General features: G+C 62.8%; 23 protein-coding genes. 10 read left to right on the top strand and 13 right to left on the bottom strand.

Features of this window, described 5'->3' with window-relative positions; all coding sequences use genetic code 11:
• Positions 1-16: 16 nt before the first annotated feature.
• The 5 genes from ABMA59_RS00865 to petA form a co-directional block, all read right to left on the bottom strand.
• Positions 17-562, bottom strand: a complete 546-nt coding sequence (locus ABMA59_RS00865) for an adenine phosphoribosyltransferase (RefSeq protein ID WP_349003400.1) — start codon at positions 560-562, stop codon at positions 17-19.
• A gap of 66 nt (positions 563-628) precedes the next feature.
• Complete coding sequence (locus tag ABMA59_RS00860) at positions 629-1,774, bottom strand: alpha-hydroxy acid oxidase (RefSeq protein ID WP_349003915.1); 1,146 nt, start codon at positions 1,772-1,774, stop codon at positions 629-631.
• A gap of 133 nt (positions 1,775-1,907) precedes the next feature.
• Positions 1,908-2,771 carry a cytochrome c1 gene (locus ABMA59_RS00855; RefSeq protein ID WP_349003399.1) on the bottom strand — a complete coding sequence of 288 codons (864 nt, stop codon included), beginning with the start codon at positions 2,769-2,771 and terminating at the stop codon, positions 1,908-1,910.
• A gap of 26 nt (positions 2,772-2,797) precedes the next feature.
• Positions 2,798-4,099, bottom strand: coding sequence for a cytochrome b (locus tag ABMA59_RS00850; RefSeq protein WP_349003398.1), 1,302 nt, complete (start codon positions 4,097-4,099; stop codon positions 2,798-2,800).
• Positions 4,100-4,118: 19 nt separating this feature from the next.
• Positions 4,119-4,739 (bottom strand): ubiquinol-cytochrome c reductase iron-sulfur subunit, encoded by a 621-nt coding sequence (petA, locus tag ABMA59_RS00845; RefSeq protein WP_349003397.1) that lies wholly within the window; start codon positions 4,737-4,739, stop codon positions 4,119-4,121.
• A gap of 200 nt (positions 4,740-4,939) precedes the next feature.
• Between petA and ABMA59_RS00840 the strand changes: the two genes are divergently transcribed.
• From ABMA59_RS00840 to ABMA59_RS00830, 3 genes are read left to right on the top strand one after another with little or no spacing between them, the layout of a single operon-like run.
• On the top strand, positions 4,940-5,230 hold the full coding sequence (locus tag ABMA59_RS00840) for a type II toxin-antitoxin system prevent-host-death family antitoxin (protein ID WP_349003396.1): 291 nt from the start codon (positions 4,940-4,942) through the stop codon (positions 5,228-5,230).
• Positions 5,230-5,643, top strand: coding sequence for a type II toxin-antitoxin system VapC family toxin (locus ABMA59_RS00835; RefSeq protein WP_349003395.1), 414 nt, complete (start codon positions 5,230-5,232; stop codon positions 5,641-5,643). The genes ABMA59_RS00840 and ABMA59_RS00835 overlap by 1 nt, the downstream gene beginning before the upstream one ends.
• Positions 5,644-5,645: 2 nt before the next feature.
• Complete coding sequence (locus ABMA59_RS00830) at positions 5,646-5,984, top strand: cupin domain-containing protein (protein ID WP_349003394.1); 339 nt, start codon at positions 5,646-5,648, stop codon at positions 5,982-5,984.
• Between the two features lie 74 nt (positions 5,985-6,058).
• On the opposite strand, the gene ABMA59_RS00825 is transcribed toward ABMA59_RS00830, so the two are convergent.
• From ABMA59_RS00825 to ABMA59_RS00800, 6 genes are all read right to left on the bottom strand, one after another.
• Positions 6,059-6,373 (bottom strand): DUF6665 family protein, encoded by a 315-nt coding sequence (locus ABMA59_RS00825; RefSeq protein WP_349003393.1) that lies wholly within the window; start codon positions 6,371-6,373, stop codon positions 6,059-6,061.
• 8 nt (positions 6,374-6,381) lie between these two features.
• Complete coding sequence (locus ABMA59_RS00820; protein WP_349003392.1) at positions 6,382-6,768, bottom strand: GNAT family N-acetyltransferase; 387 nt, start codon at positions 6,766-6,768, stop codon at positions 6,382-6,384.
• A gap of 193 nt (positions 6,769-6,961) precedes the next feature.
• Entirely contained in the window at positions 6,962-8,830 is a 1,869-nt protein-coding gene (locus ABMA59_RS00815) for an ABC transporter ATP-binding protein (protein ID WP_349003391.1), read from the bottom strand.
• Between the two features lie 126 nt (positions 8,831-8,956).
• Positions 8,957-10,837, bottom strand: coding sequence for an ABC transporter ATP-binding protein (locus ABMA59_RS00810; protein WP_349003390.1), 1,881 nt, complete (start codon positions 10,835-10,837; stop codon positions 8,957-8,959).
• An 87-nt stretch (positions 10,838-10,924) separates the two neighbouring features.
• Positions 10,925-12,793, bottom strand: a complete 1,869-nt coding sequence (locus ABMA59_RS00805) for an ABC transporter ATP-binding protein (protein ID WP_349003389.1) — start codon at positions 12,791-12,793, stop codon at positions 10,925-10,927.
• A gap of 37 nt (positions 12,794-12,830) precedes the next feature.
• Positions 12,831-13,247 carry a hypothetical protein gene (locus tag ABMA59_RS00800; protein WP_349003388.1) on the bottom strand — a complete coding sequence of 139 codons (417 nt, stop codon included), beginning with the start codon at positions 13,245-13,247 and terminating at the stop codon, positions 12,831-12,833.
• Positions 13,248-13,533: 286 nt separating this feature from the next.
• Between ABMA59_RS00800 and ABMA59_RS00795 the strand changes: the two genes are divergently transcribed.
• From ABMA59_RS00795 to ABMA59_RS00780, 4 genes are all read left to right on the top strand, one after another.
• Positions 13,534-13,989, top strand: coding sequence for a tRNA (cytidine(34)-2'-O)-methyltransferase (locus tag ABMA59_RS00795; RefSeq protein WP_349003387.1), 456 nt, complete (start codon positions 13,534-13,536; stop codon positions 13,987-13,989).
• A 204-nt stretch (positions 13,990-14,193) separates the two neighbouring features.
• Positions 14,194-14,640, top strand: coding sequence for a redox-sensitive transcriptional activator SoxR (gene soxR, locus ABMA59_RS00790; protein WP_349003386.1), 447 nt, complete (start codon positions 14,194-14,196; stop codon positions 14,638-14,640).
• A gap of 50 nt (positions 14,641-14,690) precedes the next feature.
• Complete coding sequence (locus ABMA59_RS00785; protein ID WP_349003385.1) at positions 14,691-15,893, top strand: tetratricopeptide repeat protein; 1,203 nt, start codon at positions 14,691-14,693, stop codon at positions 15,891-15,893.
• A 60-nt stretch (positions 15,894-15,953) separates the two neighbouring features.
• Complete coding sequence (locus tag ABMA59_RS00780) at positions 15,954-17,204, top strand: tetratricopeptide repeat protein (RefSeq protein WP_349003384.1); 1,251 nt, start codon at positions 15,954-15,956, stop codon at positions 17,202-17,204.
• Positions 17,205-17,526: 322 nt separating this feature from the next.
• Here the strand turns inward: ABMA59_RS00780 and ABMA59_RS00775 are convergent, their stop codons facing one another.
• On the bottom strand, positions 17,527-17,781 hold the full coding sequence (locus ABMA59_RS00775; protein ID WP_349003383.1) for a hypothetical protein: 255 nt from the start codon (positions 17,779-17,781) through the stop codon (positions 17,527-17,529).
• A 145-nt stretch (positions 17,782-17,926) separates the two neighbouring features.
• Between ABMA59_RS00775 and hemF the strand changes: the two genes are divergently transcribed.
• From hemF to ABMA59_RS00760, 3 genes are all read left to right on the top strand, one after another.
• A complete protein-coding gene (gene hemF, locus ABMA59_RS00770) occupies positions 17,927-18,841 on the top strand; it encodes an oxygen-dependent coproporphyrinogen oxidase (protein WP_349003382.1) in 915 nt (304 codons plus the stop codon).
• 516 nt (positions 18,842-19,357) lie between these two features.
• Complete coding sequence (locus ABMA59_RS00765; RefSeq protein WP_349003381.1) at positions 19,358-20,242, top strand: alpha/beta hydrolase; 885 nt, start codon at positions 19,358-19,360, stop codon at positions 20,240-20,242.
• A gap of 413 nt (positions 20,243-20,655) precedes the next feature.
• Entirely contained in the window at positions 20,656-20,916 is a 261-nt protein-coding gene (locus tag ABMA59_RS00760) for a DUF1344 domain-containing protein (RefSeq protein ID WP_349003380.1), read from the top strand.
• Between the two features lie 144 nt (positions 20,917-21,060).
• On the opposite strand, the gene ABMA59_RS00755 is transcribed toward ABMA59_RS00760, so the two are convergent.
• Positions 21,061-21,342 carry a hypothetical protein gene (locus ABMA59_RS00755; RefSeq protein WP_349003379.1) on the bottom strand — a complete coding sequence of 94 codons (282 nt, stop codon included), beginning with the start codon at positions 21,340-21,342 and terminating at the stop codon, positions 21,061-21,063.
• Positions 21,343-22,069 lie beyond the last annotated feature (727 nt).

Raw genomic sequence — 22,069 nt, 5'->3', positions numbered from 1 at the left:
GCCGCGGACGCGACCCTCAATGCCCCTCGAACGCAATCAGCGTCCTCACCGGCACGCCCAGCGCCTCCAGTTTGACGCGGCCGCCAAGGTCGGGCAGGTCGATGACGAAGCAGGCGGCGACGATGTCGGCGCCGATCTGCCGCAGCAGCTTCACCGCCCCCTCCGCCGTGCCGCCGGTGGCGATGAGGTCGTCGACGAGGATGACCTTCTCGCCCGCCGCCACGCCGTCCTTGTGCATCTCCATCTCGTCGATGCCGTATTCGAGGCTGTAGGCGACGCGCACCGTTTCGTGCGGCAGCTTGCCCTTCTTGCGGATCGGCACGAAGCCTGCCGAGAGCTGGTGGGCGATGGCACCGCCGAGGATGAAGCCGCGCGCCTCGATGCCGGCGATCTTCTCGATCTTGGTCCCGGCATACGGATGCACCAACTCGTCGATGGCGCGGCGGAAGGCGCGCGCATTGCCGAGCAGGGTGGTGATGTCGCGAAACAGGATGCCCGGCTTCGGATAGTCGGGAATGGTGCGGATCGAGGCGATCAGCGCTTCTTCCAGGGAAGGTTTCATGATCTGCACTCCATGCCCGGCTTTTGTGGCCCGTTGGCGTGAAAAAGGAAATAGCGGCGGCCGATCTTACCTGAAGCGCAGATTGGCGCGCGAAAGCTCGCTGATGGACTTCGCCCCCATCAGCTTCATGCAGCGCTCGATCTCCATCCGCATCAGCCCAAGCGCGCGCTCCACCCCAGGCTCCCCGGCGGCGGCCAGCGGGAAGAGATAGTAGCGGCCGACACCGACCGCCTTGGCGCCCAGCGACAACGCCTTAAGCACATGGCTGCCGCGGTGCACGCCTCCATCCATCATGACGTCGATCCGGTCGCCCACGGCGTCGACGATTTCCGCCAGTTGGTCGAAACCGCTGCGCGAACCGTCGAGCTGCCGTCCGCCATGGTTCGAGAGCACGATGCCCGTGCAGCCGATGTCGACGGCGCGCCTTGCATCCTCGACCGACATGATGCCCTTCAGACAAAACTGTCCCGACCAAAGCCGCACCATCTCGGCGACGTCGTCCCAGTTCATCGACGGGTCGAGCATTTCGTTGAAATACCGGCTGATCGACATGGTGCCGCCACCCATGTCGACATGCTCGTCCAGTTGCGGCAGCTTGAAGCTTTCGTGGCTGAAATAGTTCAGCGCCCACGCCGGCTTTATGGCAAACTGCAGCATGCCGGCGAGGTTGAGCTTGAAGGGGATGGCAAAGCCGGTGCGCTTGTCGCGTTCGCGGTTCCCGCCCACGATGCTGTCGACGGTCAGCATCATCACCTCGACGCCGGCCCCCTTGGCGCGCTGCATCATTGCCCGGTTGAGGCCGCGGTCCTTGTGGAAATAGAACTGATACACCTGGGGGCTGCCGCTGATCTTGCGCACCTCCTCCAGGCTGACCGTGCCGAGCGAGGACACACCGAACATCGTTCCGTATTTCGAGGCCGCCGCGGCGACGGCGCGCTCGCCCTGGTGATGGAACAGCCGTTGCAAGGCGGTCGGCGAGCAGTAGACCGGCATCGCCAGCTTCTGGCCCATCACCGTGACCGACATGTCGACCTCGGCCATGCCGCGCAGCACATTGGGCACCAGGTCGCAGTCCTCGAAGCTCGCCGTATTGCGCCGGTAGGTGACCTCGTCGTCGGCGGCGCCGTCGATATAGTTGAAGATCGGGCCTGGCAGGCGCTGCTGCGCCATGCGGCGGAAATCGTGGAAATTGTGGCAGTCCCTGAGGCGCATCAACATGGAGGGCTCGCTGTTCGCCGGCGGTTTCAAGGTCCTTCACAGCCGAGGCAGGACCTCGACCCGCAGCGCACGAAAAACCCGGCCAAACAGTTGTTTGGCCGGGTTTCATGATTCGTCGTGTTGACGCTCAGTGCGGAACCGCGCCCCACACCTTGCGCTTTGTCAGATACATCAGCCCGGCGAACAGGATGAGGAACGCCATGACGCCGAAGCCGGTCTGCTTGCGCTCCGCCAGATGCGGCTCGGCCGCCCACATCAGGAACGCCGCGACATCGCGCGAATACTGGTCGATCGTCTGCGGCGCGCCGTCGTCGTAGGTCACCTGACCGTCGGTGATCGGCTGCGCCATGGCCAGCGACTTACCGGCGATGAAAAAGGGGTTGTAGTGCGTGCCTTCCGGGATGGTCATGCCGGCCGGCGGCTCATGGCCGTAGCCGGTGATCAGCGCATGGATATAGTCCGGGCCGCCCTGGGCGTACTGCGTGAATATGTCGAAGATGAAGGTCGGAAAACCGCGCTCGACGCCGCGCGCCTTGGCGAGCAGCGACATGTCAGGCGGCGCAGCACCCCCATTGGCGGCGGCCGCGGCCTGCTCGTTGGGGAACGGCGACGGGAAGTAATCGGACGGGATGCCCGGCCGCTCGAACATGTCGCCGGCGTCGTTGGGCCCGTCCTGGATCGTGTATTCGGCGGCGAGCGCCTTCACTTGCGCCTCCGAATAGCCGAGTTCTTGCAGTGTGCGGAAGGCGACCAGCTTCAACGAATGGCAGGCCGAGCAGACTTCCTTGTAGACCTTGAAGCCGCGCTGCAACTGTGCCTTGTCGTATTTGCCGAACGGCCCGGCGAACGACCAGTCCATCTGCTCCGGCTTGTGGATCGGGAAGTGGGTCGGCTCGGCCGCGTTGTGGCCTTCCTCCTGCGCATAGGCAGCGCCGAGCGAACAGGCAATCGCGAAGGAGAGCGCGGCAACGCCTTTGAGAATCGTTTTCATAAAAATCCCTCTCGCGATTCTCTGGCTCAGCCCTTGGCATCCGGCGCAGCGGTTGCGCCCGCCGGATGCCCCGACCCGCCCTTGTTCTTCGCCAGCACCGCCTCGGTGATCGAATTCGGCATGCGGCGCGGCGTCTCGATCAGGCCGAGCACCGGCATGATGACGATGAAGAAAGCGAAGTAGTAGAGCGTCGACACTTGGGCCATCGCCACATACGAGCCTTCCGCCGGCCGCGAGCCCAGCCAGCCGAGGAAGATGGCGTTGGCGACGAACAGCCAGAAGAACAGCTTGTACCAGGGCCGGTAGACAGCCGAGCGCACCTTGGACGTATCCAGCCACGGCACGACGAACAGCACCGCGATCGCGCCGAACATGGCAAGCACACCGCCCAGCTTGGAGTTGATCGGCCCGATGTTGAAGGTGATGGCGCGCAGGATCGCGTAGAACGGCAGGTAATACCATTCAGGCACGATGTGGGCCGGCGTCTTCAGCGGGTTGGCTTCGATGTAGTTGTCGGGATGGCCGAGATAGTTCGGGATGTAGAAGACGAAATAGGCAAACACCGCGAGGAACACGATCATCGCGAACGCGTCCTTGATGGTCGCGTAGGGCGTGAACGCCACGGTGTCGGTCTTCGACTTGACCTCGATGCCTGTCGGGTTGGTCTGGCCGACGACATGCAGCGCCCAGACATGCAGCACGACAACGCCGGCGATCATGAACGGCAGCAGGTAATGCAGCGCGAAGAAGCGGTTGAGCGTCGGGTTATCGACCGCGAAGCCGCCGAGAAGCAGCTCCTGCACCCAGTTGCCGACCAGCGGAATGGCGGTGAAGAAGCCGGTGATGACGGTGGCGCCCCAGAAGCTCATCTGGCCCCAGGGGAGCACATAACCCATGAAGCCGGTCGCCATCATCAGCAGGTAGATGATGCAGCCGAGAATCCACAGCAGTTCGCGAGGCTGCTTGTAGGAGCCGTAATAGAGGCCGCGCGCAATGTGGAGATAGACTGCGATGAAGAAGAACGAAGCGCCGTTGGAATGCAGGTAGCGCAGCAGCCAGCCGGAATTCACGTCGCGCATGATCTTTTCGACAGAATCAAAGGCAAGCGAGGTGTCGTTGGCGTAGTGCATCGCCAGCACAATGCCGGTGACAATCTGCGCCACCAGCATGATCGAAAGGATGCCGCCGAACGTGTAAGCGTAGTTCAGGTTACGCGGCACCGGATAGGCGACGAAGGAATCGTAGATCAGCCGCGGCAGCGGCATGCGCGAATCGATCCACTTTTCGATGCCTGACTTCGGCGTATAGGTCGAGTGTCCACCGCTCATGATGTTTTCCCCTGGACCGTCAGCCGACGCGGATCTTGGTATCGGAAATGAACGAGAAGACCGGCACGGCCATGTTCTCCGGCGCCGGGCCTTTACGGATTCGGCCTGAAGTATCGTAGACCGAGCCGTGGCATGGGCAGAACCAGCCGCCATACTCGCCCTGCTGGCCAAGTGGGATGCAGCCGAGATGCGTGCAGACGCCGACCATCACCAGCCAGTTTTCCTTGCCGGCGCCAGCCGAGCGGTCGATGTCGGTCGCCGCCGCGTCGGAGGCAAGGTTGGCATTGCGCGCCAACGGATCCTTGAGCTCGTCGAGCGGGACTTTCTGCGAAGATTCGATCTCTTCCGGCGTGCGGTTGCGGATGAACACCGGCTTGCCGCGCCACTTGACGGTCAGCGACATGCCCGGCGTCAGCGACGAGACGTCGACCTCAACGCTGGAGAGCGCCAGCGTGGAAGCGTCCGGCCGCATCTGGTCGATGAACGGCCATACCGCAGCGCCAACGCCGACGACGCCCGCCATGCCGGTTGCAATATAGAGAAAATCACGGCGTGAGGGATCGATGGTTTCGTTAGCGCTCACGGAACTGGCATCCTTTCGCCTTACCCCTTGCCGGCGGCGAGCCTTGGTCCCGCTCATAACACCGGCCCCTCCTCGCGTAGCGAAACGGGCTGGCGACATCCTCCGGCATTTGGGGTTGGTTTATGCGCGAAGCCACCGCTTGTCCAGACGGGCCGAGGCGGGACGGCAGATTGTCGCGGGGATAGCCGGGAAGCGCTGAATTTGACGCCGCGAAACGAAAGTAGCAATATTGCTACATCGATGTGCGGAGGCTTCCGATGAACATCCGGGCAAAGACATCCACAACCTTCACGAGTCGCGAATTCAACCAGGACACCGCACGCGCCAAACGCGCGGCCAAGGACGGACCGGTTTTCATCACAACCCGGGGCGAGGCCACACATGTTCTGATCACCAAGGAAGAATTCGACAGGCTGGAGAACCAAAACTCGACTGTAGAACCGAAAAGCCTTCGTGACGCGCTGGTGGATCCCGTTCACGGCGACGAGATAGAACTCGTTATCCCCGAAAGACGTCTGGAGTCGTCACGACGGATCGACCTCGACTGATGTTCCTGCTCGATACCAACGTCGTTTCCGAGTTGCGAAAAGCCTCAACTGCCCAGCCCGGGGTGGCGGCTTGGGCCGAATCGGTTTCGCTCCATGAAATGTTCATCTCAGTCGTGACGATCCTGGAGATAGAGCGGGGCATCTTGCACATTGCTCGCCGTGATCGACGCCAAGGCGAGGCACTGCAAGGCTGGCTCCACCAGACCCTCATTGCACGGTTCTCCGGCCGCGTTCTGGACATAGCGCCAGCCATCGCACTCTGTTGCGCCGCTCTTCATGTGCCAGACCCCAGGCCTGAACTTGACGCCCTTATTGCTGCAACCGGGCTCGTCCACGATCTCACCATCGTCACCCGCAACACGCGCGACTTCGAGGGTACGGGCGCAAAGCTCTTCAATCCGTGGGAGGCGTGAGCATGATCACGAAAGCCGAGGACTGGCTGGCCGATCTCGCGGGCTTCCACGGCGAGTGGCAGGGCGCGGCACACGGCGCCGGCATCTGCGTCATCGCCAACCTCATCGAATATCCTGGCGGCGGGCCGAAGCTGCACAGACATCCCTATCCGGAGATTTTCGTCATCCGCCGCGGCACTGCGCTGTTCACGATCGGCGACAAGACCATAGAGGCCGCGGAAGGCTCGATCCTGGTCGCGCCGACCGGCAGGCCGCACAAATTCGAGAATCGCGGCCCCGGTCCGCTGGAAACAATCGACATCCACCAGAATGGCTGCTTCGTCACCGAATGGCTTGAATAGACTCAGCATTTCGGTGTGTTTTCCGGCAGATCATTTCAGCGCCGTGCCGCACGCCTCTGGTCGTCCCAATGGACCTACTTCGCGCCCAGCCTGACCAACACCTCGCGCGGGATTCCATATTCGCGAATGACGTCGTCATGGCGCTTCAGCCCGCAGAGTTCCCGCTGCACGAAATAGGCATAGACCGCCTCGGCCGCGGTCTTCAGAAGCGCGCCGCGGTCGGCGGCGTCGCCCTCATACGCCCGCAGCCGCGCCATGATCGCCTCGACCTTGCGCCCTGCCGTGCCCAGCGACGTCGCCATCTCGGCGACGATCTCGTAGTCGAGCACGTCGAGCCCGGTCCTGCCGCGTGTGGCAAGGTCGCTGCTTCCCGGTAGTTTAAGCGACATTTGCCGAGCTACTCCTTGGGACGCGCCGATGCCGTGGGCCGCGCCAGCTTCATCCTGTGCGTCGCGCCTTCATCTCCGTCCAGACGTTCGAAGCCAAGCGTCTCGTAAAATCCGAACGCGGTCTCCGGCGAGCGCGTGTTGAGCACTGGAAAATGCTTTCGCGCCTTGTCGATGGCGCTCCAGACGAGTTGCCGTCCGACACCATTCAAACGGTGCGTCGCCCCGACATAGAGATGCCGCACGCGGCCCTCGCGGCGGCCCGTGACATAGGGGTCGATATTGAGCCCGCAGACGCCGGCGAGTTCATCGTCGAGCCACGCCCCGAACAGGGCCTCGCCCCGCTTGTTGAATCGGTTGCGGCCGTCCTCCCAATTGTTGGCGAGGGTGACAAGCATCCAGAACCCTTCTTTGCGACTCTCCTCCGCCAACGCTGCGAAGGCCTCATGATTAGGATCCAGGCGCCTGATTTGATAGCGCGGCGTGCGGGCCAGCATGGCTTCGCTCCATGAAATTAGCATGCAGGTAGATGGGCATCGCGGGCACGGAAAACCACCCGCCGAGGTCCCATTCAGATGAAATTCGGTCGGCCTATTCCGCCGCCAGCCGGTCTGGCAAAAAGCCGCCGGATTGCCGTTTCCAGAGCTGTGCGTAGAGCCCGCCCCTGGCGATCAGCGCCTCATGCGTGCCCTCTTCCACGATCCGGCCGTGGTCGAGCACGATCAGCCGGTCGAGCGCCGCGATGGTCGACAGCCGATGGGCGATGGCGATAACCGTCTTGCCTTCCATCAGCCGGTAGAGATTGTCCTGGATCGCCGCCTCGACCTCCGAATCCAGCGCAGAGGTCGCCTCGTCGAGGATGAGGATCGGCGCATCCTTCAGCATCATGCGGGCAATGGCGATACGCTGCCGCTGGCCGCCGGAAAGCTTCACGCCACGCTCGCCGACATGTGCCTCGTAACCCTTGCGCCCGCGCGGATCGGCGACACCGGCGATGAACTCGTGCGCCGCCGCCCGCCGCGCCGCGTCCTCGATTTCGGACTGGCTGGCACCGGCTTTGGCATAGCCGATGTTGTCGTGGATCGAGCGGTGCATCAACATCGCCTCCTGGCTGACCACACCGAACTGAGCGCGCAGCGACGCCTGCGTGACATCGCGGACGTCCTGTCCGTCGATCAGCACGCGACCCTTCTCGACGTCGAAAAGGCGCAGCGCCAGATTGACGATCGTCGTCTTGCCGGCTCCCGAAGGCCCGACCAATGCGACGCGCTCGCCTGGCCTGATGTGCAGGTTGAGGTTTTCGATCACCCCTGCCCCCTTGCCGTAGTGGAAGGAGACGTTCTCGAAGCGGATATCGCCCTTTGCGCGCGGCAGCACGGCGGCATCGGCCGCGTCACGGATCGCCGGTTCGACGGAGATGGTGCGGGTCGCGTCCTGCACAGTGGCGTAGTTGCGGATCAGCCCGTTGATGTTGAACATCATCCAGCCCGACATCTGATTGAGCCGGAAAACCAGCCCCATCGCCGCCGCAACCGCGCCGGTGGTGATTTCGCCCTGCGAAAAACTGACCATGCACAGCGCGGCTATAGCGCTCATCATCAGTCCGTTGAGCAGCGCCACGGAGGAGCGCACGGTGGTCACCGCCCGTGTCAGGCGTTTCACCGCCAGCAGGAAACGCTCCAGACCGTCACGCATATAGGCGTGTTCGCGCCGCCCGCTGTCGAACAGTTTCACTGCCATGATGTTGGTGAACGCGTCGACCATACGCCCGTTGAAGATCGAGCGTTCGTCGGCGGTCGCCCGTCCGGCGCTGCGCATTTCCGGCAGCAGGAACCAGACGATCCCGCCATAACCGACGAACCAGATCGCCACCACCAGCCCCATCAGCGGATCGAGCGACACAAGAATGGTGATCGCCAGCACGACGAAAGTCACGAACGACCACATGGTCTGCAGCACGTTTACGATGAAGTCGCCGACGGCCTCGCCGCCCTGCATGATTTTCGTGGCGATGCGTCCGGCGAAATCATTCTGGTAGAAATCGTAGGGCTGCTCGATCACGCGCCGGAACGCCTGCCATCGCACCATCGAGAAGAAGCCCGGCACCACCACCTGCTGCTCGACCACCGCCGAGGCAATCATCACCGCCGTGCGCACAACCAGCAGCAGCGCCAGCAAGCCCGTGAGCTGGGGCCAGTGGTCGGCAAACAAAGTGGCTGGATTGGCATGGTCGAGCAGATCGATCAGCCAGCCGACCGCCCAGTACAGCGCGGCGTCGACACCCCCGACACAGAAGCCCGTGACAAGCAGCAGCGCAAATGGCCAGCGCGCCTGGTTGGCAAAATAGAGGATGAAGCGCCACGCATCCTTCGGCAGCACCTCGCGATCGGTGTCCTGGAAGGCGTCGATCGAATTCTCGACCCGCTGCCAGAGTTTTTCGCGAGAGCCTGTTTCAGCCATGCGGCACCATTTGGGATCGATCCGCGGTCAGCGCAAGAACGCTCGCTGACCGGTCGGATAGTCGCGCCCCGCCAGTGCGCGGAGCGGCGTGCCTTCGCACGCCTTGTCCGAAGCGCAATGCCGCCCTCACTCGGCCGCCGCCTTTTCCGGGTCGCCGGCCGTGTCGTCGGACAGGAATCCGCCCGACTGGCGCTGCCAGAGCCGCGCATAGACCCCGCCCCGCGCCAGCAGTTCGTCGTGGCTGCCCTCTTCGATCACCACGCCCTTGTCCATGACGATCAGCCGGTCCATCGCCGCGATTGTCGAGAGCCGATGGGCAATGGCGATCACGGTCTTGCCTTCCATCAGCCGGTAGAGGTTTTCCTGGATCGCCGCCTCGACCTCGGAGTCCAGCGCCGAGGTCGCCTCGTCGAGAATCAGGATCGGCGCGTCCTTCAGCATGACGCGGGCAATGGCGACGCGCTGCCGCTGACCGCCGGAGAGTTTTGCGCCACGCTCGCCGACATGCGCGTCGTAGCCCGACCTGCCTTCGCGATCCACCAGGCCGGCGATCACCTGATCGACGTGGGCGGCCTCAGCGGCGCTCCGCATCTCCGCCTCGCCGGCATCCTGCCGCCCGCATTTCAGGTTCTCCCGCACCGAGCGGTGCAGCAGCGACGTATCCTGGCTGACAAAGCCGATCGCGGCGCGAACGCTCTCCTGGCTGACATCGCGGACGTCCTGCCCGTCGATCATCACGCGACCGTCCTGGACATCGAAGAGGCGCAGCAGAAGGTTCACCAGGGTCGACTTGCCGGCACCCGAGCGGCCGACCAGACCGACCCTCTCGCCGGGGGCGATCTTCAGCGAAAGGTTCTCGATCACACCGCCTTTGCCGTCCTTGCGCCAATAATTGAAATTGACGCGATCGAACTCGATGGCGCCCGCCTCGATCCTGAGCGGCGGCGCATCGGGCCTGTCGTGCATCCTGATAGGCTGCGCGATTGTGACCATCGAATTCGCAGCGGTGCCGATCTGCCGAAAGATGTTTCCGCCTGCGTCCAGTAGCCGGTACGAGATGCCGGCAATCTGCAGAGCGAAGGGTATGGCGGTCGCGACTGCCCCGGCGCTCATCTCGCCCGCGCTCCAGCCGGCGAGGGCCAGCCAACTCACCGTGACCAACAGGCAGGCGTTCAGGAAAAAGACGGTCGACCACATGCCGGTGAACACCCGCATCAGGCGATAGAAGACATTGGCGTGGCGGACCACGGCCTGGGATATGTATCCGTCTTCATGCCCGCCTGTAGAAAACGTCTTGAGCGTCAGGATGTTGGTGTAGCTGTCGACAATACGGCCGCTCATCGCCGACCATTCTTCCGAAAGTTCCGTCGAGCGACGGGTGATCAGCGGCAGGCAGTGGCGCAGCAGCAGGCAATAGAGCACGACCCAAGTCAGGATCACGCCCACCAGGATCGGATCGAGCCCGGCCAGGACGACGATCATGACCACGATGAAGACCACCGCATACCAGACCGTATCGATGATGAGGTTGATGCTGAGCTCCATCGAATCGCCGGCCTGCAGAACTTTCGTACCGATACGGCCGGCGAAGTCGTTCTGGAAAAACGTCCAGTCCTGGCGCGTCACGTGCCAGTGGCTCTGCCAGCGGATAAGGTCGATCAGGTTTGGGGCGATGGCGTGGTTGCGAACGAGCGCGTCCAGAAGGATGGTGAGCGGCCGCAGGAACACGACGAAAGCCATGACGAGAAGCGTGGTTCCATGTTCGGCGAAGAAGCCGGCCGGGTCGGCGCTGGCAAGCATGCCGACGATCATGCCGACGAAGATCGGCAGCATCGCGTCAACGACCGCTCCCGCCGCCACAAAGACCATGCGCAGGGCGAAGCCGAAGCGAAACTGGCCCATGAAATAGCCATAGAACTTCAGCAGCCCCATCGGCGGCTGTCGGTTGTCGGCAAGAGCCACCGGCGAATACCGGCTTTCGAACCATGCGAAGATGCGGTCGAACATCGTTATCTCATTGCGCAAGCGGGCCTTCTGCCTTCGTCAGGCATCGCCCCGGCTGTGTCCTGGTCTGTCTTCCTCGCGAGAACGGCGTCACTCCGCCGCTACCCTCTCCACCTCTCCCGCCTCGTCGTCCGGCAGGAACCCGCCGGACTGGCGCTGCCAGAGCTGCGCGTAGAGTCCGTCGAGGGCCAGCAATTCGTCGTGGCTGCCCTGTTCGATCACAGCGCCCTTATCCATGACGATCAGCCGGTCCATGGCCGCGATGGTCGACAGCCGGTGGGCGATGGCGATCACCGTCTTGCCTTCCATCAGCCGGTAGAGGTTCTCCTGGATCGCCGCCTCAACTTCCGAATCCAGCGCAGATGTCGCCTCGTCAAGAATTAGGATCGGCGCGTCCTTCAGCATGACGCGGGCAATCGCGATGCGCTGACGCTGGCCGCCGGACAGTTTCACCCCGCGCTCGCCGACATGCGCGTCAAAACCCTTTCGGCCCTTCGGATCGCTCAGCGCGGCGATGAAGTCGAGTGCTTCGGCCCGCCGCGCCGCCTCCAGCATCATCGCCTCGCCCGAGTCCGGACGGCCGTAGAGGATGTTGTCGCGTACCGAGCGGTGCAACAGCGACGTGTCCTGCGTGACCATGCCGATCTGCGCGCGCAACGTGTCCTGCGTCACCTCCGAAATATCCTGCCCGTCGACCAGGATGCGGCCGCTTTCGAGGTCGTAGAAACGCAGCAGCAGATTGACCAGCGTCGACTTGCCGGCGCCCGAGCGACCGACGATGCCGACCTTTTCGCCAGGCTGCACATGGATCGACAGATGGTCGATGACGCCCTTGCCCTTGCCATAGTGGAAGCCGATCTGGTCGAAGACGATGTCGCCCTTGGTGACGACGATGTCCCTGGCGCCGGGCTTGTCCTCGACAAGGCGCGGCAGCGAGATCGAGCCGATGCCGTCCTGCACCGTGCCGATGTTCTCGAACAGGCCGGACATTTCCCACATCACCCAGTGCGACATGCCCCACATTCTGAGCACGAGACCGATGACCACGGCCACCGCGCCGACCGAGACCAGGCCGCCCACCCAGAGCCAGATCGACAGCGCGCTCACGGCCACCAGCAGCGCGGCGTTGAGCATGCCGAGCAGCACGAACAGCACGGTGACGAGCCGCATCGAGCGATAGACGGTGTCGATGAAGCCGCTCATCGCGTCGCGCGCATAACTCGCCTCGCGCCGGGCATGCGAAAACAGTTTCACCGTCTGGATATTGGAATAGCTGTCGGCAATGCGGCCGGTCATGGTCGAGCGCGCGTCGGCCTGCTCCTGCCCGACCTTGCCGAGGCGCGGGATAAAATAGCGCAGCAGGAAGATATAGCCGACCAGCCAGACCAGCATCGGCAGCGTCAGCCGCCAGTCGGCCGAACCCACCAGCACCAGCACGCTGACGAAATAGATGCTGACATAGTTCAGCACCTCGAACAGCTTTATGATGCAGTCGCGCACCGCCAGCGCCGTCTGCATCAGTTTCGTGGCGATGCGCCCGGCGAACTCGTCCTGGTAGAAGGTCATGGATTGTTTGAGCAGATAGCGGTGCACCTGCCAGCGGATGCGCATGGGATAGTTTCCCATCACCGTCTGTTGGGTCAGCATCTGGCGGACAAGATCGAGTGCCGGCGAGATCAGCAGGATCAGCAGGGCCATGCCGGCCAGCTTCCAGCCCTCGGTCTGGAGGAAGGTTTCGCGATTGGCGTTTGACAACCAGTCGACGATGCTGCCCATGAAGCCGAACAGCCACACTTCGATGATGGCCAGGATCGCCGACAGCAGCGTCGATACGATGATATAGGGCCATGCGCCCTTGCTGTAGTGCAGACAGAAGGCAACCAGCGTCTTGGGCGGCTCCGTCGGTTCGGCCACCGGGAACGGATCGAGCCTTTTTTCGAACCAGGCAAACATGCGCATGCTCTTTCAAAATCAGCGATGGAGGCCGCACCGCCCTCTAGGCGGCGCGGCTCCAGGATTTGACACTCGGCCGCTTCTGCGGCGTGCCGGCGTCCGAATCCCCGGCGGCGAGGTTAAGATAGGGCTTTCGCTCGGCCTCGCCGAGAGCCCCGTCGTCGGCTCCTGACTCAGCTGCGCTCGCGCTCGGGCCGGCATCGGGCTTGCGCCTGACGATCAGCCGGAACAGCCGCTTCAACAGGCCGGGCCGGCGCGGAGCCGGCACGGCGCGCGCAAAGTCCACGTCAGGCAGCATGCCGCGGTGCGGCCGACGGGACGGGTGCCCGTGAACGGACTCCTGTCCGAGCGCCAGCGCCCAGGCCGCCATCCGCGCTTCATTCAGCCGGATCGGATCTTCAGGGACAGGGATCAGCAGTACGTGCGGGCGACGCTGCCCGCGTTCAGGTTTGGAAAACATCGCAAAAATCCTTCGAGAACCAGGAATGGTCTTCGGCGGAGATCGCGATCAGCTTTTGGAGAATATGTCTAAAGCGTCGAACCGATTCCGCCGTCAGGCGAAAGCCCGTCGGATGGGGCGGTGAATGTCTACGGTCATCATGAAATCCATATCCGCCTCCGCTGGTTCGAGTTGACAATGGGAGCGCTATAGCCGCATTCCGCAGGGAAAGCCACCCCTTAAGTTCAAGCACCTTTGCTTGCGCCGACGCTGTGGCACATCTGCAACGTGTACTCCCGGCAAGCCCTTGGCCACTTTCCGCATCGCGCTCTACCAGCCCGACATCGCCGGCAACACCGGCACGATCCTGCGCCTCGCCGCCTGCCTCGGCATCGCCGTCGACATCGTCGAGCCGGCCGGTTTCGACCTCTCCGACCGCGCCTTGAAGCGCGCCGGCATGGATTATCTCGAAATGGCCGCGCTCACCCGTCACCTCGATTTTTCGGCCTTCGACGCCTGGCGGCGCACCGAACAGCGCCGCCTCATCCTGTTCTCGACGAAAGCTGCCCTGCCCTACACCGGTTTCGCCTTCGCACCTTCCGACATCCTGTTGTTCGGGCGCGAATCTGCCGGTGTTCCCGACGACGTGCACGAAGCTGCGGACACGAGGCTGCTGATCCCTATGCCCGGCGGCGGCCGCAGCCTCAACCTGGCGCTCGCCGCCGCCATGGCGGCGGGGGAAGCGATGCGGCAGATGGGATAAGCGCGTTGGATAGTTTGCTTCTTTGCTCCAGCCTAGAAGCGCTGCGACGCCTCCGCGCAGCAGACTGTACTCGGTGTTCGCGGCCGGACGCCTGGCACTTTCTTCCGCACGCTCTTGGGGTGCGACCATACTCCATCCTCCGGTTTGCCACCGCACGGACTTCTTGATAAAACCTCAACTAACATTGAGGTCAAGAGACAACCCATGGCACGCGAACTCACCGTCGGACAGGTCGCCGAGCGCGCGGGCATCGCGGTGTCAGCCCTGCATTTCTATGAGGCCAGGGGCCTGATCCGAAGTCATCGCACGTCAGGCAACCAGCGTCGCTACGGCGGCGACGTGCTGCGCCGCGTCGCTGTCATCCGCATCGGCCAGGAAGTCGGCATCTCGCTGGCCGAGATCGGCGCCGCGCTTGAATCGTTGCCTGAAGGACGCACGCCGACCGCCAAGGATTGGACTCTGCTTTCAAAAGCTTGGCGCGACAAGCTCGACCGCCGCATCCGCCAGCTGGAAGCCCTGCGCGACGGCCTCGACGACTGCATCGGCTGCGGCTGCCTGTCGATCGAGCACTGCAAGCTGCGCAACCCGGACGACCGGCTCGCCGAGGAAGGGACCGGCGCTCGGCGGCTTGTGATCGGGGACGCGAAATAGTAATCGGGCGGGTCTTGGACGATTGTCGACCCATGTGGACTGCCTGATCGATGAACTATCCTGCCCTACCGAGCGGATCCAGCTTCAATTTCCAGATATCCGAGGGCTCGAGCAAGCTGGTCATATATTTCAGCGGGACGGGTCGTTCGGATGGCCAATTCGATTTCTGGAAAACGGGCAATCAAGTCGATACGCACCGTCTTTTTCTCAACAATGGCCGCAACCACTGGTATCAGGACGGCATTCCAGGACTAGGCGAGAGCGTCGAGGAAACCGCCGTCAATATTCATCTTTGGGCTCGCAGGATTCACGCCAAGGAATTTTACACGGTCGGCCAGAGCATGGGCGCGTTTGGCGCCATCCTCTATGGCAGCAAGCTCGGCGCGCGCGTCCTGGCCTTCGGCGCCGAAACCATCGTAAACCTGAAGGGAAGCCACAGCATCAAGCTGATGCAGGATCGTCCCCAGATTCTGTATCCCGACCTGCATGAGGTCATAGCCAATGCCCGCAAACCGATCTTCGGCTTTGCCGGCGAGCGGCATCCAGTCGATCTTTACTGCATGTCCGAAGCAAATGGGCTGCGCAACTACTACCCACGCTCATTGATGAGCGTGGGACATGGCATCCCCAGCCACCTGCGCAATCGCGAAAGACTGGTTCCCCTACTCCAAAGGTTCATTTCAAACCATCGTCCTCCGCCCATGCGGGAAGACGGCGAGGCCCTCATGCGGCATGGCTTCACCGAGGCATTCTACAACCTGCATTGCCAGTTGGCGGATCGGCGGCATGCTGAAGCTGCCGAGACCGGCAGGCTGGCACTCTCGCTTTACGACCGGGCTGATCATGCCTACTATCTAACCGGTAGCGCGTTGCTGGCACTGAAGAAAGAAACGCAGGCTCGACCCTTGCTCGAAAAAGCGCTGGCGATGGCGCCACGGTTTGTTGACTACCGGGTAGCGATGGCCAGATGTCTCGCAATGTGCGGGGAAAGGGACCGAGCTGTTTCAATGCTTGAGTCGGTGATTGCTGATCGGCCCGACTCGGCCGTATCGTTTCATGAACTCGGCCGGATACATTTCGCGCGAGGCAATTACCACGAGGCGCTGCAGGCGGCTCGGCATGCCGCAGACCTTAAGCCGACAGTCGCAAAATTTGCCGATCTTCGGAAACGCTCGGAAAGGCGACTTGCCGCGCGCTCCATGCCCCGCCGCATCTATCTATCGCTTGTCGATGCATTCCTGTTGCGCCCCTGAGCAAATCCTGTCGAAGACGGCGCACGGCCCGGCTGGCATGGGCGATGGATTTCCTGATCGATGAACTACACCACCGCCTCAAGTGGTCCCAGTTTCGACCTACAGATATCGAAAGGTTCGAAGAAGCTGGTGCTGTTCTTCAGCGGCGTCGGCGCGCGCGACGGTAGGTTTCAATACTGGAGGGTGGGCAAGTCGCTCGGCACACACTGCCTATTCCTCAGCGACGGTCGCAAGCACTGGTATCAAGACGGGGTGGAAGGGCTCGGATCAAGCGTCGACGAAACGGTTGTGAATATTCGCCGACAGGCTGCGGCTCTCGGCGTCACCGGGATCTATGCGATCGGTCAAAGCATGGGTGCCTACGGTGCCATCCTCTACGGCGCGAAGCTCGGGGCAAGTGTGCTGGCGTTCGGCGCCGAAACCATTCTCGGCCTGGAGGCCAGCCGCAGTGAAAGGTTGCGCCGGGATGACGCGGCCATTCTCTATCCGAATCTGCACGACGTGATTGCTTCGGCGGAAAAGCCTGTATTCGCCTTTGCGGGGGAAGAGGATCCGGTTGACCTCTATTGCGCGAGCAAGGCCAGCGGACTGCCCAATTATCACCCGCGCACCATAGCAGGCCAAGGGCATCACCTCGCCGCCTATCTGCACCAGACGGACAGGCTGATCCCGTTGCTTCGGGCATTCGTGGATGGCCCGTCGCTTCCGTTCACCGGTGAGGAAGGCGATGCGCTCGCGTGTTCGGGCCTCGCTGACGCATTTTACGATCTCCACAGGCACATGTGGGCGGGCCGCCCCGTCGAGGCGATCGAGGCTGGCCGCCGGACAATCTCGATCAAGGGGGACCTTCACGTCGCCTTATACCTGACCGCGAAGGCCCTGCTTGGGACCGGCCAGGCTTCCGAGGCTGTCGGCTTCGCGGAGAAAGCGCTAGCCTTGGCTCCGAACAATGCGAGCTACAAATTTCTGCTGGCGAATTCCCTGACGAAACTGGGAGAACTTGACCGTGCAATGACATTGTTGAAGGAGGCGATCGCCGCGGAGCCCGATCTTGCGGCGGCCCACAACCAGATCGCCGGCATTCACTACAGACAGGGCAATTTTCCCGCAGCCCGGGAAGCGTCGCGGCGCGCATTGCAGTTGCAGCCCGGCCATCCCACTTACACCAGACTGCTCGACCGCATCGAAAAACGGATCGCACTGCTTTCCACGCAGGACGCAAGTCCGGAACAGGACGCTTCCAGCCCGCTTGCTGCCAAGGTAACGAACCTCTTTCGTTCGCTGAAGGGGACGGTTGTGCGGCGGTCATGATCATGCGACCGAAGCTTCCGAATTTCGGAGGGCTCCACCAAGCTCGTCCTGAAATTCAGTGGCGACAGGAGCGGCGCCGTTCAAATTTACGAAGAGCTTGTCGCCAAGCGGCCGGCAGGGAAGGCCGAGCAACTCAGGCCCAACGCCAAATTCGGGGTCTTGCGCCGGAAGATCGAGAGAAGGCTGGCGATGCCCGTGCGCCAATACGCACCGGCGCTCTGCGTGGCGGACGCGATCGCCGAAAACCATGGCTACATGAGTCGCGCCGTGTCGAAACGCGTTCCACGGCGGTCCTGACGCGATCCTGCGCTGCCCGAAAAGCTCAATCCGCCGCCGGCAGCCGTCTGATGGTGAATTCGATCACGTCGTTCGGCCGCTCGAACCAGCTTTCGATGCTGGTCCAATAGGCCTGCTTCGGCCAACGGTCGAACCATTCCTGCGCTTTCAATCTTGCGTCGGTGCGCGGCAGCACAAAAGTCTCGCGGATGAAACCGTCGCCCGGCCGCCTGTTTTCCGCGCGAGCACGGTCGAGTTGCCTTTTCAGGCCATCGAGCGGTGGTCTCATCGGCGCGGGCATCGGCAAACCTCATCCGGCTTGACGCTCACAACCGGTAGATTAGGGATCGCCGGCAGAATTACGAGTCTTTTGTGGCGCCGCCTTATGACCTCGCGGCGAAATGCGGCATTGCAGATCGCCGCTTCGACCGAGCATGGATTGCGGTATGGAACGTCCTGAACTCTCCCCCGGCCTGCCCCCCGACATCGAAGCGCGCAAGGCCCGCGCAAAAACCTGGTTCGAGGAGCTGCGCGACCGCATCTGCGCCGCCTTTGAGGCTATCGAGGATGAGTTGTCCGGATCGCTCGCCGACCGCCACGCCGGCCGCTTCGAACGTACGCCCTGGCTGCGCGATCAGGGTGCCGGCGGCGGAGGCGTCATGTCGATGATGCATGGCCGCGTCTTTGAGAAGGTTGGCGTCCACACCTCGACCGTTCACGGTGAATTCTCTCCGGAGTTTCGCAAGCAGATGCCGGGCGGCGCCGATGACCCGCGTTTCTGGGCAAGCGGCATTTCGCTGATCGCCCACCCAAGGAATCCGAATGTGCCCGCCGTGCACATGAACACCCGCATGGTGGCCACCTCACGCTGGTGGTTCGGTGGCGGCGCCGATCTCACGCCGGTGCTGGACCGCCGTCGCAGCCAGGACGATCCGGACACGCTGGCCTTCCACGCGGCCATGCGCGCCGCCTGCGAGGCGCACGCTGCAATCGCCGACTACGAAAAACTGAAAGGCTGGTGCGACGAGTATTTCTTCCTGAAGCACCGTAACGAGCCGCGCGGCACCGGCGGCATCTTCTTCGACTGGCTGCAGCCGGCGCCGGAACATGGCGGCTGGGACGCCGGATTGCAGTTCGCTCAGACCGTCGGCCTCGCGTTCCTCGACATCTATCCGCGCGTAGTTCGGGGTAACTTCCTCAACACCTGGACTTCCGAGGACCGCGAGGAACAATTGATCCGCCGCGGCCGATATGTCGAGTTCAACCTGCTCTACGACCGCGGCACCATCTTCGGCCTGAACACCGGCGGCAATGTCGCCGCGATCCTCTCCAGCATGCCGCCCGAGGTGAAGTGGCCGTAACACGGCCTTCCCATCCGCCTTGAGGGAGGGGCCGGCCGCGGGCCGGTGTGCGGCCGGCAGCGTTCCGACACAAAACAACGTAGGCGTTTGGCGGCAGCGACCCCACCCGGCCGCTTCGCGGCCGTCCTTCGGACCCCCTCAAGGGGGTGGGAAAATCCGCCCACCGGCGATCACAATTGCGCGAGGCGATTTGATTCGGCCCGGCTGTTGCTTCCGCGCTGATGACTTTCCCGAAAACCTCGCTATAGAGGCGCCGCCATTCGGGTGCGGGCCCTAAGAAGCCAGCTTCGTTGGTTGAGGGAGAGGGTGGGCGGTCCGGCTTGGGACGCAGCCTCTGATGAACTGTCCGGAATTCGCCTGGGCGAAGCGGACGGCGTGGATTTCGTCATCGACGACAAGGCGCGGCGGATGTCCTGTCCGCACTTTCTCGTGCGCCAATCCACGGCCGGCCTTCGCCGGGCGCCGACCGGCAGTCGGTAAAATTTGCCTTAACCTTTCGCTGACAGGGTTTCGCCCATGGCTGACTTCCGCGCGCTTTGCTGCGCCTCTCTTTTCTCGCTTGCCGCTCTGGCGCTGCCCGCAAAGGCGCGGAACGCCTGCGTGCTCGAACCGAAACAGGCGCTGGAGCTATTCGCCCTGCCGGATACGGTGGTTCAGGACAAAACCGCCACATGCGCAGTAAAAGGCACCGAGGACCACATGGCGAAAAGACCGGCTGCCGCGCCGCGCAAGTCGAAGCTTCCCGAGGCGGCCGCAGCGCTCATCCAGCATGCGAAGCAGTTCAAGGTTGTCTACAAGCGCCCGGAAAATGCCTCCGACGAGACGCTTGTGCTGTTGCACGGTTCCGGCGGCGATGAGACGACGCTGATGCCGCTCGCCTCCCAAGTGGCCCCCCATGCCGTGTTGATGGGGGTCGCCGGCCGGGTCACGCAGGAGGGCACCAGCCGCTGGTACCAGCGCATCACGCCGACCTCCTTCGACCAGAAGGATATCCGCTCGGAGGCGGAAGCCTTCGCGGCCCTGCTGCAGGATGCGGTCAAGGCGAAGAAGCTCGACCTCTCCCGCACGGTCTTCGTCGGCTATTCCAACGGGGCCAACCTGCTCGGCGCGCTCGCCCTGCTGCACCCCGGCCTCGTCGAGCGCGCCGTGCTGTTGCGGTCGATGCCCGTGCTGGAGACAGTGCCGGACGCCGATCTCAGCAAGTCGCGGTTCCTCACCGTGGTCGGCGTCAACGACGCGACCTATGCGCCTTTCGGGCCGACACTCGACGCCATCCTGCGGGACCGCGGCGCCCGTGTCGAAGCCAGGACGGTGAAGGCGGGTCACCTGCTGGGCGACGACGACGTCAGGGTCGTGGCCGAATGGCTGGCCGCTTCGGACGCCGTGTCGCTCAACAAATAGCCGGGGCCGCGCGATGGAAGCCGCAAGGTATTGGCTGAGAGCCCGCCTGCTGTCCCGCCTGCGCCGAGGCCGCCAGCCTGCCGGCAAGGTGCGCGGCACGATCGTTCGGCTCAAGATAACGTCTGAGAATAGCAACGAGATAAATACAACTGTACTGTCGTGTACAATTCTATTTGATGAAGAGAGGTCGCAATCGCGCCATATTCGCCACAATCCGCCATCGATTGCGGCGCCTGAGCAGAAGAGAACTTTATTTTTAGTCTAATAGCCTGCCGGGGGCGGCGGATTATTTCTCTCGCCGGGCCGGGAAACGCCGGCGGCTTCGAACCGAGACCGCGACCCGACGCGACCGGACGGCCCGATAGTGCGACGGCATGACTTGAACAGCCGTCAATTCTGAAGGAGTGCCTGCCATGCGCATGTACCTCATCCCGGCGGCTGTCGCCGCTTCGCTTGCCTTCGCTCCGTTTGCCTTTGCCGCCGGCCAGCAGGCCAACGGCACGGTGAAATCCTACGATGCTAAGAAGGCCACGCTGACGCTGGCCGACGGCTCGGTCTACATGCTGCCGAAGACCTTCAAGAACCCTGGGCTCAAGGCCGGCGAGAAAGTCAACATCGCCTGGGACATGCAGGGCAAACACAAGATGGCGGAGAGCGTCACCATCGCGAAGTAGGCCTCGGCCACGCTCGAATGCGGAAAGGCGGGATCGGCCACCCCGCCTTTCATCGCCGATGAGTCAGTTCGGGGCCGCCACCTCAACGGCGCTCCGATGTCGGCGCGCATCCTTCGAGGCACGCCGGACGGGAACGATCACAGCTCAGGCGACCGTCCCGCAATGCTCCGGTTTCTTCTTGCTTTGCAGCGCGGCGGCGTGCTGGGCACGCAAGAGGTCGCCGACTTCCATGTAAGCGATCTCCAACTGGTAAGCGAGGAATGTGCAGCGTTCCGCGACAGCCATGTCGCGGAGTTCACGCAACATGCCCTGCATGTAGTCCAGCCGCGCATTCCGTCCCGCCTCGACGGCTTCCTTCACACTCTGCCGATCGACGTTGTGCACCGATTTGCCCCCCCTCAGAGCCTGCAACAGCTGTTTCGGCACCAGCCTGGACACTTCCAAACCGTGGCCGACAAGGAAACACCTGAGGCGTCAAAGGAAACGATTCGAATTTCCCTCGCCGCCCTGCTTGTCGCCCGGAACATGATCGCACCCTTCGAGAGCCACTACAATGTGGAAACGAAAAGCCCGGGGGTAGGCGCGTTCAATTTGATACGCTCCGCCAAACACAATTCGCGAAGGTTAAGAGCGGTGTTGTTCCGGACAAACCGAACCCGAACTCGCTGGATTTGGGTCGGATCAATCCATCCGAAGCTTCCGGCTCTCGCGCACGACCTCACCCCTGCGACCACGCATCCCTGCCAATCCGATCCTGACCGCGGCGCCGTACACCACAAAACCGCAGGTCCTATGGCCCGGTAGCGTAGCGGTCGATGGATGGAGAGGCTTTTTGGATCCTAGCGCCTTAGCCTGGTCGCTCGCACATGCGCTCAACTTCCCTGCGCACCGCGGTCGCAAAGTGCGGAACCATCGAATCTCGTTCCAAGAGACGCGCACGGTCAAGGGCATCCTGCGCAGAAATGCGCCCATACGTCGCCATCAACTGCCTCGCCGCCCGCACGACGTCTTCAGGATCAAAATCGGCATGGTCACCGTAGCGATCAGTCAATGCTCTCCGCCTCCTCTCGGGCATACAAACGGCGACCAATTCATGAAATATTCAATACTTGGAATTTTCAGGAAACCGCCCTTAGCCGGCATCAATGTATTT

The organism is Mesorhizobium yinganensis, assembly GCF_040081985.1.
Classification (GTDB): domain Bacteria; phylum Pseudomonadota; class Alphaproteobacteria; order Rhizobiales; family Rhizobiaceae; genus Kumtagia; species Kumtagia yinganensis.
The sequence above is the reverse complement of the archived record's forward strand: the minus strand, read 5'-3'. Positions and strand labels throughout refer to the sequence as shown.

Bases quoted from the DNA above. Each gene is read 5' to 3' on its own strand.
- ABMA59_RS00855 (WP_349003399.1), bottom strand. From the start codon at position 2,771: ATGAAAACGATTCTCAAAGGCGTTGCCGCGCTCTCCTTCGCGATTGCC.
- ABMA59_RS00760 (WP_349003380.1), top strand. From the start codon at position 20,656: ATGCGCATGTACCTCATCCCGGCGGCTGTCGCCGCTTCGCTTGCCTTC.
- ABMA59_RS00830 (WP_349003394.1), top strand. From the start codon at position 5,646: ATGATCACGAAAGCCGAGGACTGGCTGGCCGATCTCGCGGGCTTCCAC.
- ABMA59_RS00810 (WP_349003390.1), bottom strand. From the start codon at position 10,837: ATGTTCGACCGCATCTTCGCATGGTTCGAAAGCCGGTATTCGCCGGTG.
- ABMA59_RS00860 (WP_349003915.1), bottom strand. From the start codon at position 1,774: ATGCGCCTCAGGGACTGCCACAATTTCCACGATTTCCGCCGCATGGCG.
- ABMA59_RS00780 (WP_349003384.1), top strand. From the start codon at position 15,954: ATGAACTACACCACCGCCTCAAGTGGTCCCAGTTTCGACCTACAGATA.
- hemF (WP_349003382.1), top strand. From the start codon at position 17,927: ATGGAACGTCCTGAACTCTCCCCCGGCCTGCCCCCCGACATCGAAGCG.
- ABMA59_RS00865 (WP_349003400.1), bottom strand. From the start codon at position 562: ATGAAACCTTCCCTGGAAGAAGCGCTGATCGCCTCGATCCGCACCATT.
- ABMA59_RS00805 (WP_349003389.1), bottom strand. From the start codon at position 12,793: ATGCGCATGTTTGCCTGGTTCGAAAAAAGGCTCGATCCGTTCCCGGTG.
- ABMA59_RS00765 (WP_349003381.1), top strand. From the start codon at position 19,358: ATGGCTGACTTCCGCGCGCTTTGCTGCGCCTCTCTTTTCTCGCTTGCC.
- ABMA59_RS00825 (WP_349003393.1), bottom strand. From the start codon at position 6,373: ATGTCGCTTAAACTACCGGGAAGCAGCGACCTTGCCACACGCGGCAGG.
- ABMA59_RS00785 (WP_349003385.1), top strand. From the start codon at position 14,691: ATGAACTATCCTGCCCTACCGAGCGGATCCAGCTTCAATTTCCAGATA.
- ABMA59_RS00815 (WP_349003391.1), bottom strand. From the start codon at position 8,830: ATGGCTGAAACAGGCTCTCGCGAAAAACTCTGGCAGCGGGTCGAGAAT.
- petA (WP_349003397.1), bottom strand. From the start codon at position 4,739: ATGAGCGGGACCAAGGCTCGCCGCCGGCAAGGGGTAAGGCGAAAGGAT.
- soxR (WP_349003386.1), top strand. From the start codon at position 14,194: ATGGCACGCGAACTCACCGTCGGACAGGTCGCCGAGCGCGCGGGCATC.
- ABMA59_RS00775 (WP_349003383.1), bottom strand. From the start codon at position 17,781: ATGCCCGCGCCGATGAGACCACCGCTCGATGGCCTGAAAAGGCAACTC.
- ABMA59_RS00850 (WP_349003398.1), bottom strand. From the start codon at position 4,099: ATGAGCGGTGGACACTCGACCTATACGCCGAAGTCAGGCATCGAAAAG.
- ABMA59_RS00840 (WP_349003396.1), top strand. From the start codon at position 4,940: ATGAACATCCGGGCAAAGACATCCACAACCTTCACGAGTCGCGAATTC.
- ABMA59_RS00820 (WP_349003392.1), bottom strand. From the start codon at position 6,768: ATGCTTGTCACCCTCGCCAACAATTGGGAGGACGGCCGCAACCGATTC.
- ABMA59_RS00800 (WP_349003388.1), bottom strand. From the start codon at position 13,247: ATGTTTTCCAAACCTGAACGCGGGCAGCGTCGCCCGCACGTACTGCTG.
- ABMA59_RS00835 (WP_349003395.1), top strand. From the start codon at position 5,230: ATGTTCCTGCTCGATACCAACGTCGTTTCCGAGTTGCGAAAAGCCTCA.